10 protein-coding genes and 1 pseudogene are annotated in these 13,944 nt (G+C 61.6%); 3 read left to right on the forward strand and 8 right to left on the reverse strand.

Translation table 11 applies throughout. The features are described 5' to 3' along the window. Positions 1–8 precede the first annotated feature (8 nt). Positions 9–425, forward strand: coding sequence for a hypothetical protein (locus tag NJ69_RS04370; protein ID WP_039576492.1), 417 nt, complete (start codon positions 9–11; stop codon positions 423–425). A gap of 118 nt (positions 426–543) precedes the next feature. Here the strand turns inward: NJ69_RS04370 and tnpC are convergent. Together tnpC and tnpB are read right to left on the reverse strand one after the other, a co-directional pair. Further along, a pseudogene (tnpC, locus tag NJ69_RS04375) lies at positions 544–2,072 on the reverse strand (IS66 family transposase). A gap of 18 nt (positions 2,073–2,090) precedes the next feature. Beyond that, positions 2,091–2,399: an IS66 family insertion sequence element accessory protein TnpB gene (gene tnpB / locus NJ69_RS04380; protein WP_039576494.1), complete on the reverse strand. Its 309-nt coding sequence runs from the start codon at positions 2,397–2,399 to the stop codon at positions 2,091–2,093. Between the two features lie 258 nt (positions 2,400–2,657). Here tnpB and NJ69_RS22600 point away from each other — a divergent pair, with 258 nt between their 5' ends. After that, the gene (locus NJ69_RS22600) at positions 2,658–3,140 is read left to right on the forward strand and encodes a hypothetical protein (protein WP_155290512.1); all 483 of its coding nucleotides are present in this window, start codon (positions 2,658–2,660) and stop codon (positions 3,138–3,140) included. A 391-nt stretch (positions 3,141–3,531) separates the two neighbouring features. On the opposite strand, the gene NJ69_RS22845 is transcribed toward NJ69_RS22600, so the two are convergent. The 5 genes from NJ69_RS22845 to NJ69_RS04400 form a co-directional block, all read right to left on the reverse strand. Further along, the gene (locus NJ69_RS22845) at positions 3,532–3,669 is read right to left on the reverse strand and encodes a PA0050 family protein (RefSeq protein ID WP_240326970.1); all 138 of its coding nucleotides are present in this window, start codon (positions 3,667–3,669) and stop codon (positions 3,532–3,534) included. A gap of 218 nt (positions 3,670–3,887) precedes the next feature. After that, a complete protein-coding gene (locus NJ69_RS04385) occupies positions 3,888–5,216 on the reverse strand; it encodes an MFS transporter (protein WP_039576495.1) in 1,329 nt (442 codons plus the stop codon). 43 nt (positions 5,217–5,259) lie between these two features. Then, positions 5,260–6,453: an L-2-hydroxyglutarate oxidase gene (gene lhgO / locus NJ69_RS04390; RefSeq protein WP_039576496.1), complete on the reverse strand. Its 1,194-nt coding sequence runs from the start codon at positions 6,451–6,453 to the stop codon at positions 5,260–5,262. Positions 6,454–6,554: 101 nt separating this feature from the next. Continuing rightward, positions 6,555–7,265: a FadR/GntR family transcriptional regulator gene (locus tag NJ69_RS04395; protein WP_029613995.1), complete on the reverse strand. Its 711-nt coding sequence runs from the start codon at positions 7,263–7,265 to the stop codon at positions 6,555–6,557. A 74-nt stretch (positions 7,266–7,339) separates the two neighbouring features. Further along, entirely contained in the window at positions 7,340–7,693 is a 354-nt protein-coding gene (locus tag NJ69_RS04400) for a hypothetical protein (RefSeq protein WP_029613994.1), read from the reverse strand. Between the two features lie 346 nt (positions 7,694–8,039). Here NJ69_RS04400 and NJ69_RS04405 point away from each other — a divergent pair, with 346 nt between their 5' ends. Next, positions 8,040–12,905 carry an NAD-glutamate dehydrogenase gene (locus NJ69_RS04405; RefSeq protein ID WP_039576497.1) on the forward strand — a complete coding sequence of 1,622 codons (4,866 nt, stop codon included), beginning with the start codon at positions 8,040–8,042 and terminating at the stop codon, positions 12,903–12,905. Between the two features lie 86 nt (positions 12,906–12,991). On the opposite strand, the gene ppsR is transcribed toward NJ69_RS04405, so the two are convergent. Next, a complete protein-coding gene (ppsR, locus tag NJ69_RS04410) occupies positions 12,992–13,810 on the reverse strand; it encodes a posphoenolpyruvate synthetase regulatory kinase/phosphorylase PpsR (protein WP_029613993.1) in 819 nt (272 codons plus the stop codon). Positions 13,811–13,944: the final 134 nt, after the last annotated feature.

Below are 13,944 nucleotides of genomic sequence, written 5' to 3' on the forward strand. Positions count from 1 at the left end.
ACCAGGTTATGAATGAAAGACAGAAAAATCTATGTGTGCAGCTTGCAAAAATGGGTTCTGAGGAGGCTGCTGAGTGGTTGATGACCAAATACCCAATAGAGTCAATAGATTATGGTGAGGCTCTGCTATTGATCCCCCATCGCTCCTGGAAACGATCCGATCAGAAGCGACTGGCTCAGTACTACTTCAGGAAATTGCCTTTCTCTGGCGCAAGAGGATATGAGGCGTTTGCCTCATTTATGTCCATGAGGACTTTTCTGGACTGTGTTAAGGAGCGCTTGCCAATGAGTGCTTCTGATGCAAGTTTGCTGCTGTATTACTTGATTCCTGTTCTCAATAAGACTGCTAAAAGCGACTCTGATCGCCAGCTTATTATGAGTCTTATCAATGAAATTCAGCTCCATGACCGCGCTGAACCGACATAACCCGCTGCTCTGGCTGTACCTGCTATTGCTGCCCTGGGCGGTTCTGGGCGTGCAGCTTGCAACGCCGAAAGTCGGTAACCGATCCATGAACCCACCTACCGCAAGGTGGAAGCCAAGGTTACCGTGGCATCTCTGGCGAACAGTTCCATGGCAGCAGCGCTTCGTAGTCTGCTACTGACGACGCATGCGGCAGTCGCTCAAGTACGTGGCGCAGCCACGTATAGGGCTCTTGGCCGTTGATCTTGGCGGTTTCGACCAAGCTGTAGATCTGCGCGCTGGCCGTGGCTCCCTTGGGCGTGTCACTGAACAGCCAAGCCTTGCGCCCGATCACAAACGGCTTTATGGCCCGCTCTGCCAGGTTGTTGTCGATCGGCAGGTGGCCCGCCTCGACGTAGCGTTCCAGGCGGTTCCAGTTGTTTGCCAGGTAATGCACCGCCTTGCCCAGTACGCTTTGCGGTGTCACTTGCGAGTGCGTCTTGTCGAGCCAACTTTTCAACTGCTCAAGGATCGGCAGGCTTCGTTCCTGACGACCGATAAAACGATGTTCATCGCTGGCATCCTTGAGGTCACGTTCGATGCCATACAGTTTGTTGATCATCGTCAGCGCAACATCGGCGCGACCAGTCTTGCCCTTGGGCTGCACCTTCTGCGCTTCGACGAATTTACGCCGGGCATGCGCCATGCACGCCAGTCGTTCAACACCCGGCTGTAGCGCCAACGCGTTGTAGCCGGCGTAATCATCGGTCATCACGTAGCCGCGATAGCCCTCCAGCAGGCGCAGCGGCACCTCCTGCGCGCGGCTGGTGGTGTAATCGAACAGCACGACTTGTCGATCAGGCGGGCCACTGGCCTGCACCCACATCCAGGACTGACTGGTCGGATCACGATCCGGCTCTTTGAGCACCTGCACTCTGGTTTCGTCGCAATGGATCACCGGGCTTTCCAGCAGGCGGTCACGCATCAGGTTCAGCAATGGCTGAACGTGTTCGCTGCACTGGATGACCCAGCGGGCCAGGGTTTGCCGGGGGATCTCGATACCATGTCGGCTCAGCACCGTCTCGAAGCGGTGCAGCGGTAGGCCATCGACGTACTTGGTGGTCAGCAACATGGCCAGCACGCTGGGACTGGCCATGCTCTTTTCGATCAATTGCGCCGGCTTGCCAGCGGTGACCGGCGCAGTTTCGCAACCACGGCAGCCATAGACTTTGCGTACGTGTTTGAGCACACGGATCTGCATCGGCACGATGTCGAGCTGTTCGCTGGTTTGCTCGCCAATCACGTGTTTGCGGCAACCACAGGCGCAAGTCAGTTCGTGCTCGGGCAAGTCATGAATGACTTCAATACGTGGTAGGTCAGCCGACAGAGGTTTGCGTTTGCCACGCGGCTTGGCCGGCGCAACCACGTCTTCTTCGGCATCATCAGCGGCAGGTACCCACTGGCTTTCAGGTTCGTTAAACAACGCCAGTTGGGGTGTGTTGGACTCGACGGTTTGCTCGGACTTGCGAACAGTCGGTCGCGCAGCAGCTTGACCTGTTCTTTAAGATCGACGATCTGGCCTTTATCGACCGTGCGCTCGGCCAACAACTTCGCAAGCAGTTGTTTGAGCGCGGCAGGGTCATCAGGAAGATCATCGGGCACTGAAATCATGGCCCGGATTATACCGACTCAGGCGACGAAACGGGGTGTCAAAACCTGATGCGGACGGTTGCGCCAGAGATCGAAACCGTCGAGTAGCCAATTCAGTTCCTGAACGGTCAAAACGATGGCTTCGTCGGTGACGTCGGGCGAGGTTTTGAAACGCTCGGCTTCGAGGCGCTTGAGCCAAAGGCAGAAGCCGTTGCGCTCCCAGTACAACACCTTGATGCGGTTACGGGCTTTATTGAGGAAGACGAAAAGTACCGGGTCGGACACGGCGACTTTGATATCCAGTTCGACCAGGGCAGTGAGCCCGTCGATGGACTTTCGAAAGTCCACGGACTTGGGGTAGAGTAGACTTTTTCGACTTTGCTGTCGGGACGCATCATGGTGGGCTGGCTCCAGAAAGAAATCGGGAGCGCAGCATCGTGAATCAGGTGGACGCTTGGAATGTGGGGATGATGGATCCCTTACGGTCGATTGACAGCTGAGTAGTGGGTGTGATCAAGCCGATGCGTTCCTTGAGGCACGCTCTGGCTTGTTCAAAAATCTTTGTTCGCTATAGGCTTTCGCTGGTCTCTAATAAAAGGCTATTAAATGAAAATTAAATATTATGCTATGGCGTTGTTTTTTATAGTTTCAGGTTGTCAAAGTTCTGATCCAAATACGTCGGTTGAGCGTGGCGGGTCAAGTCAGAGTCGTGAAATTTTCAATTCAGAGTATGAAAATCGCCTGAAAAAACTTATTGTGCCCAGTGAAAATGTAGAAGTGAACGTCGTTGAAATCATGGAGGTCAGTCTTCAGGAGTGCAGAAGTCTGAATTCTCAAAGCTATCTCGATAAGTCTGAATGTGCTTCTGATTCTCTGGCATTTATGTATGATTATTTTGAGCGTAACTTTGGTTCTGAGGATGTGGCTTTAAATTCGGATAATGAGGTGTTTGTTGGTGCAGTTGAAAAGTGGCTTTTGTACATGTCTAAGGTGAAATCAGACCCGACTTATGCTGGTCTCGCAAATCTGGAATTGCAAGCCTATTACTCTGTATTGGTAGCCTCCAAGACAATTTCTCGAAAAAATTGATTTGGATTATCAGGCTTGTTCGTTGAGCTTTTGCGCTGCATGTCAATAACTGTCTATGAATGTCGTGACTCGATAACGCATATGCGATGCTCTAAATTATGTGTTTTCTCCGCGTGCTTTACTGGTCGGGGCTGCTAGGTTATTTGTTCGAGCCGCTATACTTCATGAGTCCCAAATATGGCTGCCGTACAACAGAGCGCTCACCGAACACGTCCTTATTGAAGGACTGTCAAGCTCTGCTGCCGTACTGCTCAAGAACCAAGGCTAACCGCTAGTACGCCGCCGCACCCTCAAATAAGTAATACTTAAACATCACCCGAGAAAACCCCATCCAATAACCACTCCCCCCATAGCGGGCCCACTCCCCCGAGCCCGCCACACCGCTCCTACCTCAAGGACACTGACACGTCGAAGGCCCAAACACCGGCCCGCTGCAAGGGTCTTTCGACGGGCCGAACACCGGGCACGCCGCTTGGGCAGTCAGGGAGAAACCACAGAGCAGAAACACCGCCAACAGTACGTTCTTCATTCGCAAGCTCCTGAGTGGGTAAACCCACGCGTTCTATCCATAGTGAGGGTACGGTCGGTCATCACGGACGCTGGCGGGCTCGCCACACTCGCCCGGAAGGTCCGTTCGCCCGGTCGCGGCACATCGCCAGACAGGCCAGCGAGGGCCGGACCCGGAGCAGTAAAGATCAGCCCCGTCGAACGCGCCAGTGTGGCGTAACGTCGCAAATCCCCGCCGCCTCAGTTCTTGGCGCTGGAATACTTGCGCCCTTGGTCGAGCAGGGCGAACACCACCACCAACACCCCAGCCACCGCCAGGATGAGCGCGACGCCATCGGTAGAGTGCGTCGCCGAGCCTGCCACCAATGCCAGCCCGCCCAGCGGTGCCAGGCCGCCTGCCACCGCCGTGCCGATTTCGCGGCCGGTGCCGAAGCCTGAGGCGCGGGTCTGGGTGGGGAACTGTCGGCTCAGGAACGAGCCCTGTGGGGCGAACATCATTGGCGCCAGGATGCCGGTGCCGAGGGCGATCGCCACATAGATCAGCGTCGGCTCGCCGGTGCTCAGCAGGCGCAGGAAGGGGTAGGCGAACAGCACCGACAGCAGGCCGCCGAGCATCAGTACGGTCTTGCTGCTCCAGCGGTCGCACAGCCAGCCGAAGAAGGGCACGGCGAAGATCGCTACCAGGCTGGCGATGGTCACCGACAGGGAGGTGACGTGGGCCTCGACGCCTTTGAACTGGGTCAGGTAGGCCAGGGAAAAGGTCTTGAAGATGTAGCTCAGGGCGTTGTAGCCGACCGCCACGAAGAACACCACGGCCAGGCCTTTGCGGTCATTGCGCAGCAGCAGCTTGAGTGGCGAGACCTTGGGGGTGTCCTCGGCCGTGTCCAGGGCTTTGAAGTCCGGGGTTTCCGGGATGCTCTTGCGCACCCACAGGCCCACCGCCACCAGTGCGATGCTGGCGATGAAGGGGATGCGCCAGCCACCGGCCAGCAGGAAGTCGTTGCCGTTCATGGTCAGCAGGTACACGGTCAGCGACGACAGCAGCAGGCCCAGGTTCAGGCCCAGCGCTGGCCAGGCGCCTTGGCTGCCGCGCTTGCCTTCGCTGGCGTGCTCGTAAGAGGTGACCGCTGCGCCGGACAGTTCGGCGCCGGCGCCCAGGCCTTGGATGATGCGGATCACCACCAGCAGGATCGGCGCCCAGATGCCGAGGGTGGCGTAGCCGGGGATCAGGCCGATCAGCGTGGTGCATACGCCCATCAGGCAGAAGGTGATCACCAGCACGTGCTTGCGGCCGAAGCGGTCGCCCAGGTAGCCGAACAGGATGCCGCCGAACGGGCGGGCGATGAAGCCGATGGCGAAGGTGGAGAAAGCCAGCAGGGAGGCCACCGCTGGGTTGCTGGCGTCGAAGAAGATCTTCGAGAAAACGATCGCGGCCATGGTCGCGTAGAGGTAGAAGTCATACCACTCCAGCATCGAACCGAAGATGGTCGCCGCCGCGACCTTGCGCAGGCGCTTGCGTTGCTGGTCGGGGGTTTCCGTCGCGGACGGGGCCGTTTCATGTGCCGACATGGGTTATTCCTTATTGTCTTTGTAGTGGAAGGTGCAGCAGAAATCAGCGGGCCTTGAGGATGCGCTGGGCGATCATCTGGCCGATGGGAATGGCCGAGGTGGCGGCCGGCGAGGGGGCGTTGCAGACATGCACCATGCGCGGCGTCTCGGCGAACAGGAAGTCATGCACCAGGGTGCCGTCGCGCATCACCGCCTGGGCGCGGATGCCGGCTTCATGCGGCAGCAGGTCGTCGATTTCCAGCGACGGGCAGTACTTGCGGCACTGCTCCAGGTAGCCGCGCTTGAACAGCGAGTTCTTCATTTCCGTGGTGCCGGAACCCAGGTTGTTCCAGAGGGTTTTCCAGAACCCGGGAAAGCGGGCGTACTCGGCCACGTCGCGCCAGTTCACCGAACCTTTGCGGTAGTTTTCGCGGCCCAGGCCGAGCACGGCATTCGGGCCGACGGTCACGCTGCCGTCGATCATTCGCGTCAGGTGCACGCCGAGAAAGGGCAGGTCGGGGTCGGGGATGGGGTAGATCAGGTGGTTGACGATGCCGTTCTTGCTCGGCGGCAGGCGGTAGTACTCGCCGCGGAAAGGGATGATCTGGTGATCGATGCTGACCCCGGCCAAGCGCGCCAGGCGGTCGGATTGCAGGCCGGCGCAGGCCACCAGTTGCCGTGCACGCCAGGTGTTGGCGTCGCTGGTGATGGTGACGTGGTCGGTGTGCTCCTGGATCGCGCGCACTGTGGTACACAGGCGCACCTCGCCGCCGGCGCGCTCGATCACCCGGGCCATGGCCTTGCACACTTCCTTGTAGTCGACGATGCCGGTGGCATCGAGGAACAGCGCGCCCTGGCCGACGATGTTCGGCTCGCGATGGCGCAGGGCGTCCGCGTCCAGGCGCTCGACCTTGAGGCCGTTCTGCTGCGAGCGCTGGTACAGCGCCTGCATGCGCTGCATCTCAAGGTCGTTGGAGGCCACCAGCAGCTTGCCGCACACCTCGAAGGCGATGCCGTGTTCGTGGCAGAAGTCCTTGGTGGCCTGGGCGCCGCGTTTGCACAGTTCGGCCTTGAGGCTGCCGGGTGCGTAGTAGATGCCGGCATGGATCACGCCGCTGTTGTGGCCGGTCTGGTGGCGACCCAATTGGTCTTCCTTGTCCAGGAGCAACAGCGAGGCGCCGGGGCGCTGTTCCAGCAGGGCCATCGCGGTGGCAAGGCCGACGATGCCGCCGCCGATGATGCAATAGTCGTGGGTCATGCGGATTACCTTGAGTGCGTGTCTTTGAATCTGATTATCAGGTTGTCAGACAAAGTAGTGCGTTAAAAATCCGGGGCCTCTGCCCCGGAGCGTTATGGGCTTCAGTCGAGTGCGGGCAGGTCGATCTTCAGGCGTTTGGCCGAGGCGCGCAGGTGCGCTTCAGCGCACCCGGCGGCGGCGTGGCGGTCGCCGTCGGCAATGGCTTGGTACAGCGCCTGGTGCTCGCGGCTGGCGTCGGCCGAGCCGCCGATCGCTGGGCGGGCGGAGTTTTCCCAGGCGGTACGGCGGGCGCTGGCCAGTTGGCCGCCGAGGAAATCGTGGAAGGCGACGAAGTAATCGTTCTTGCTGGCTTCGGCGATGGCGCGGTGAAAGGCCACGTCGGCGGCTGCGGCGCGAGTCAGGTCGCTGCCGGGGTCGAGCATGATCTGCAGGGCATCGGCCATGCGCGTCAGGTCGGCGGCATCACGCCTGCGCGCAGCGATGGCGGCGGCCTGGGTTTCGATCCACAGGCGCATCTCGAACATCTGCACCAGGTCGGGCGCGCGTCCGCTGCTGCCGGGGAAGCGGAACACGGTGCCGCCGGGGGTCTGGGAAATGTAGGAGCCCAGTCCGCGTCGGGCTATAAGCACGCCATCGGCCTTGAGCTGCGCCACCGCCTCGCGCACCACGGAGCGGCTGACGTTGAGCTGCTCGGCCAGTTGCTGTTCAGTGGGCAGGCGCGATTCGGCGGCCAGTCGGCCGGCGTCGATCTCGGCGCGGATGGCGCTGACCACTCGGTCGACGAGGGTGTCGGGGCGCTGAAGCTCAAGCATGGAGGGATTGCCTAGTGGTCAGGTTGTCAGACAATGCCTAGGCCCTGGCGATCTGTCAATCGTGCCTGCGGCCGTCAGAGCTCGGAGACGAAGGTGCCGGTGCCGTCGAGAATATTGCGCAAGGTCAGCGCCACTTCGTCCAGGTCGCTACCGGCCGAGGTCAGTAGGATTTCCAGGTGCGCGTCGCCCTTGAGGGCATCGCGATCACCGGGGGCCACCTCGATCAGCAGGCGCTCGGCGCTCAACGTCACGGTCAGCCCATCCAGCGTCGAAGGCTCGTCGTCCAGGGTCAGGTCGACGGTGTCTTCGTCGGGGTAGCGGGTGAGCAGGAACATCTGGCCCTTGTCGCTGTGGCAGCACAGGGTCGCCATGTCGTCTTCTTCGTCGTCGCACGGGGTGGCGAAGAGCAGGGCGGTTTTCAGTTGCATGGGCGGCTCGGTTCAAGGAAGTGAAACGCGATTGTGCCAGCCTTGGCACCGCGCATAAATGCACAGTTACCGCCGCTTGACCGAATATGTCGCAGCGCTGCAAGCCGCGGTGACCGCTCAGTCGTTAAGCTGCCCAGTCGATGGGCAGCCGTAAGGCCACAGCCCCGGCAGTCGTCTTTGCAGGTGCTCATCCTTGGCGGGTAGCCCGGAACGTCGACGCGCGGGACCTGTCCGACGCCTTGATTCCATCGTTCTGTCGCCATGGGTTGGCTATGGTTGATCCTGAACGGCGGACGTACACGTACACGACGCTTCACCAAAAAAAAGCCCAAGCGGAGTACCACAGATGGCGTTTTTCACCGCAGCCAGCAAGGCCGACTTCCAGCATCAACTGCAAGCGGCCCTGGCGCAGCACATCAGCGAACAGTCCCTGCCACAAGTGGCGCTGTTCGCTGAGCAGTTCTTCGGCATCATCTCTCTGGACGAACTCACCCAGCGTCGGCTGTCCGACCTGGCCGGCTGCACCCTTTCTGCCTGGCGCACCATCGAGCGCTTCGACTCGGCCACCCCGCTGGTGCGGGTCTACAACCCGGACTACGAGCGCCATGGCTGGCAGTCCACGCACACCGTGGTCGAAGTCCTGCATGACGACCTGCCATTTCTGGTCGACTCGGTGCGTACCGAGCTCAACCGCCGCGGCTACAGCATCCACACCCTGCAGACCACCGTGCTCAGCACCCGGCGTGGGGCCAAGGGCGAACTGCTCGAACTGCTGCCCAAGGGCACCCAGGGTGAAGGCGTCAATCACGAATCGCTGATGTACCTGGAGATCGACCGCTGCGCCAACGCTGCCGAGCTGACCAGCCTGACCCGCGAGCTGGAGCTGGTGCTGGCCGATGTGCGCGTGGTGGTGGCCGACTTCGAGCCGATGAAGGCCAAGGTCCGCGACCTGCTGGCGCTGGTGGGCGAGAACGCCTTCGGGCCGGCGCAGCATGACAAGGCCGAGGTGCAGAGCTTCCTCACCTGGCTGCTGGACAACCACTTCACCTTCCTCGGCTACGAGGAATTCGTGGTCGAGACCGACGCCGCCGGCGGCAGCCTGGCGTATGACGAATCCTCGTTCCTCGGCCTGCCGCGCGTGCTGCGCACTGGCCTGAGCAGCGACGACCTGCGCATCGAGGACTACGCCGTCAGCTACCTGCGCGAGCCGCGCCTGCTGTCGTTCGCCAAGGCCTCGCAGCCGAGCCGCGTACACCGCCCGGCCTACCCGGACTACGTGTCGATCCGTCAGATCGATGCCGACGGCAAGGTCCTCAAGGAATGCCGCTTCATGGGCCTGTACACCTCCACGGTGTACGGCGAGAGCGTCTATACCATTCCGTACATTCGCGAAAAGGTCGCCGAAGTGGAGCGTCGCTCGCACTTCGACCCCAAGGCACACCTGGGCAAGGAGCTGACCCAGGTCCTGGAAGTGCTGCCGCGCGACGACCTGTTCCAGACCCCGATCGACGAGCTGTTCAGCACCGCGATGTCGATCGTGCAGATCCAGGAGCGTAACAAGATCCGCGTGTTCCTGCGCAAAGACCCCTACGGCCGCTTCTGCTACTGCCTGGCCTACGTGCCGCGTGAGGTCTATTCCACCGAAGTGCGACAGAAGATCCAGCAGGTGCTGATGGAGCGCCTGAAGGCCTCGGACTGCGAGTTCTGGACCTTCTTCTCCGAATCGGTGCTGGCGCGGGTGCAACTGATTCTGCGGGTCGATCCGAAGAACCGCATCGACATCGATCCGCAGCAACTGGAAAACGAAGTGATCCAGGCCTGCCGCTCGTGGCAGGACGACTATTCGGCGCTGGTGGTGGACAACTTCGGCGAAGCCCAGGGCACCAACATCCTGGCCGATTTCCCGAAAGGCTTCCCGGCCGGTTACCGCGAGCGCTTCGCCGCGCACTCGGCGGTGGTCGACATGCAGCATGTGCTGGCGTTGTCCGAGGCCAAGCCCCTGGCCATGAGCTTCTACCAGCCGCTCACCCAGATCGGCGAGCGTCAGTTGCACTGCAAGCTGTACCACGCCGACACGCCGCTGGCGCTGTCCGATGTGCTGCCGATCCTGGAGAACCTGGGGCTGCGCGTGCTCGGCGAGTTCCCGTATCGGCTGCGTCATGCCAATGGCCGCGAGTTCTGGATTCACGACTTCGCCTTCACCTACAGCGAAGGGCTGAGCCTGGACCTGCAGCAGCTCAACGACACCCTGCAGGACGCCTTCATCCATATCGTCCAGGGCGAGGCCGAGAACGACGCGTTCAATCGCCTGGTGCTCACCGCTGGCCTGCCGTGGCGCGACGTGGCGCTGCTGCGCGCGTATGCCCGCTACATGAAGCAGATCCGTCTGGGCTTCGACCTGGGCTACATCGCCAGCACCCTGAACAACCACACCGACATCGCCCGCGAGCTCACCCGGCTGTTCAAGACCCGCTTCTACCTGGCGCGCAAGCTCGGCCAGGATGACCTGGACGACAAGCAGCAGCGTCTGGAGCAAGCGATTCTCAGCGCGCTGGACGACGTTCAGGTGCTCAACGAAGACCGCATCCTGCGTCGCTACCTGGACCTGATCAAGGCCACCTTGCGCACCAACTTCTACCAGACCGACAGCAGCGGTCAGAGCAAGGGCTACTTCAGCTTCAAGTTCAACCCACGGCTGATACCCGAGCTGCCCAAGCCCGTGCCCAAGTTCGAGATCTTCGTGTACTCGCCACGGGTCGAAGGCGTGCACCTGCGCTTCGGCAACGTCGCCCGCGGTGGCCTGCGCTGGTCGGACCGCGAAGAAGACTACCGCACCGAAGTGCTCGGCCTGGTCAAGGCCCAGCAGGTGAAGAACTCGGTGATCGTGCCGGTCGGCGCCAAGGGCGGCTTCCTGCCGCGTCGCCTGCCCTTGGGCGGCGGGCGCGACGAGATCGCCGCCGAGGGCATCGCCTGCTACCGCATCTTCATCAGCGGCCTGCTCGACATCACCGACAACCTCAAGGACGGCGGCGTGGTGCCGCCGGTCAACGTGGTGCGTCACGATGAGGACGACCCCTACCTGGTGGTGGCGGCGGACAAAGGCACCGCGACCTTCTCCGACATCGCCAACGGCATCGCCAACGACTATGGCTTCTGGCTGGGCGATGCCTTCGCCTCCGGAGGCTCGGCGGGCTACGACCACAAAGGCATGGGCATCACCGCACGTGGCGCCTGGGTCGGCGTGCAGCGCCACTTCCGCGAGCGCGGGATCAATGTGCAGGAAGACCCGATTACCGTGGTCGGCATCGGCGACATGGCCGGCGACGTGTTCGGCAACGGCCTGCTGATGTCGGACAAGCTGCAACTGGTGGCCGCGTTCAACCACCTGCACATCTTCGTCGATCCGAATCCGGATCCGGCCAGCAGCTTCGTCGAGCGCAAGCGCCTGTTCGAACTGCCGCGTTCGGCCTGGACCGACTACGACACCACGCTGATGTCCGAAGGCGGCGGTATCTTCCCGCGTAGTGCCAAGAGCATCGCCATCAGCCCACAGATGAAGGCCCGCTTCGCCATCGAGGCCGACCGCCTGACCCCGACCGAACTGCTGCACGCGCTGCTGCAGGCCCCGGTCGATCTGCTGTGGAACGGGGGTATCGGCACCTACGTCAAGGCCAGCAGCGAAAGCCACGCCGACGTCGGCGACAAGGCCAACGATGCCCTGCGGGTGAACGGCAACGAGCTGCGCTGCAAGGTGGTGGGCGAGGGCGGCAACCTGGGCATGACCCAACTTGGCCGCGTCGAATTCGGCCTGCACGGCGGCGCCACCAACACCGACTTCATCGACAACGCCGGTGGCGTGGACTGCTCCGACCACGAGGTCAACATCAAGATCCTGCTCAACGAAGTGGTGCAGGCCGGCGACATGACCGAGAAGCAGCGCAACCAACTGCTGGGCAGCATGACCGAGGAAGTCTCGGCCCTGGTGCTGGGCAACAACTACAAGCAGACCCAGGCGCTGTCGCTCGCCGCCCGTCGCGCCCGCGAGCGGATCGCCGAGTACAAACGCCTGATGGCCGATCTGGAATCGCGTGGCAAGCTCGATCGCGCCATCGAGTTCCTGCCCAGCGAAGACCTGCTGGCCGAGCGTCTGGCCGCCGGCCACGGCCTGACCCGTGCCGAGCTGTCGGTGCTGATCTCCTACAGCAAGATCGACCTCAAGGAGCAACTGCTCAAGTCCGAGGTGCCGGACGACGAGTACCTGACCCGCGACATGGAAACCGCGTTCCCGCCGTCGCTGGTCAGCAAATTCGCCGAGGCCATGCGCCGTCACCGCCTCAAGCGCGAGATCGTCAGCAACCAGATCGCCAACGACCTGGTCAACAACATGGGCATCACCTTCGTGCAGCGCCTGAAGGAGTCCACTGGCATGAGCCCGGCCAATGTCGCCGGTGCCTACGTGATCGCGCGCGACATCTTCCACCTGCCGCACTGGTTCCGTCAGATCGAGGCACTGGATTACCAGGTCCCGGCCGACATCCAGCTGACCCTGATGGATGAGCTGATGCGTCTGGGCCGTCGCGCCACCCGCTGGTTCCTGCGCAGCCGCCGCAACGAACAAGACGCTGGCCGCGACACGGCGCACTTCGGGCCGAAGATCGCGCAGTTGGGACTCAAGCTCGACGAACTGCTGGAAGGTCCGACCCGCGAGCGCTGGCAGACGCGCTACCAGAGCTTCGTCGAAGCGGGTGTGCCGGAGTTGCTGGCGCGCATGGTGGCCGGCACCACCCACCTGTACACCCTGCTGCCGATCATCGAGGCCTCGGACGTCACCGGCCACGATCCGGCCCAGGTGGCCAAGGCGTTCTTCGCCGTGGGCAGCGCGCTGGACCTGACCTGGTACTTGCAAGAGATCAGCAACCTGCCGGTGGAGAACAACTGGCAGGCCCTGGCCCGCGAGGCGTTCCGCGACGACATCGACCTGCAGCAGCGCGCGATCACCATTTCCGTGCTGCAGATGGCCGATGCCCCGGACGACATGGATGCCCGCGTGGCCCTGTGGGCCGAGCAGCACCGGGTGATGGTCGAGCGCTGGCGCGCCATGCTCGACGACCTGCGCAATGCCAGCGGCACCGACTATGCGATGTACGCGGTGGCCAACCGCGAGCTGGTCGACCTGGCGCTTAGCGGGCAGGCGGTGGTAATTCCGTCCTGAGTCTTGCGCTGAAATGAAAAGCCCCGGCAGCGATGCCGGGGCTTTTTTGTCTGTCTTCGACGGCCTGGTGGTGGGCCGTTACGGTGTTACTTGAACCGTCTTTCCACCCCTTTCTCCACCAGAATCTTCGCCGAAATCTCTTCCACCGAGAAATGCGTGGAATTGATGTGGGGGATGTTCTCGCGGCGGAACAGGTTCTCCACTTCGCGCACCTCGAACTCGCACTGGGCAAAGCTCGAATAACGGCTGTTGGGTTTGCGCTCGTGGCGAATGGCGGTGAGGCGGTCGGCGTCGATGGTCAGGCCGAACAGCTTGTTGTGGTGCTTTTTCAGCACCGGCGGCAGTTGCAGGCGTTCCATGTCGTCTTCGGTCAACGGGTAGTTGGCGGCGCGAATGCCGAACTGCATAGCCATGTACAAACACGTCGGCGTTTTGCCACATCGCGACACGCCCACCAATATCAGGTCGGCTTTGTCGTAATAATGGGTGCGCGCGCCGTCGTCGTTGTCCAGGGCGAAGTTCACCGCCTCGATCCGCTCCATGTAGTTGGAGTTGCCGCCAATGGAATGCGACTTGCCCACCGAATAAGACGAGTGGGCGGTCAACTCCTGTTCCAGCGGCGACAGGAAGGTGGAGAAGATGTCGATCATGAAGCCATTGGAGGTGGCCATGACTTCGCGGATGTCCTGGTTGACGATGGTGTCGAAGATGATCGGACGGACGCCGTCGCGCTCGGCCGCTGCATTGATCTGCTGGACCATGGCGTGGGCCTTGTCGAGCGTATCGATGTAGGGGCGGGTGAATTTGGCGAAGGGGATGGTATCGAACTGCGCCAGCAGACTTTGGCCCAGTGTTTCGGCCGTGATGCCGGTACCGTCGGAGATGAAGAACGCGGATCGTTTCATTTGCGCCAAGGGCCTTAAGCTGCCGAATGTTTCTGGATATGATAGGTTCGGTTTGCCGAACGCGGACGTTCGGCATTCTCACTTATTTTCCAGGTCCAGGCCACAAGCGTCCCGGCCCAGCCGCAACCCCGACA

The sequence above is a fragment of the Pseudomonas parafulva genome (assembly GCF_000800255.1).
GTDB lineage: Bacteria > Pseudomonadota > Gammaproteobacteria > Pseudomonadales > Pseudomonadaceae > Aquipseudomonas > Aquipseudomonas boreofloridensis.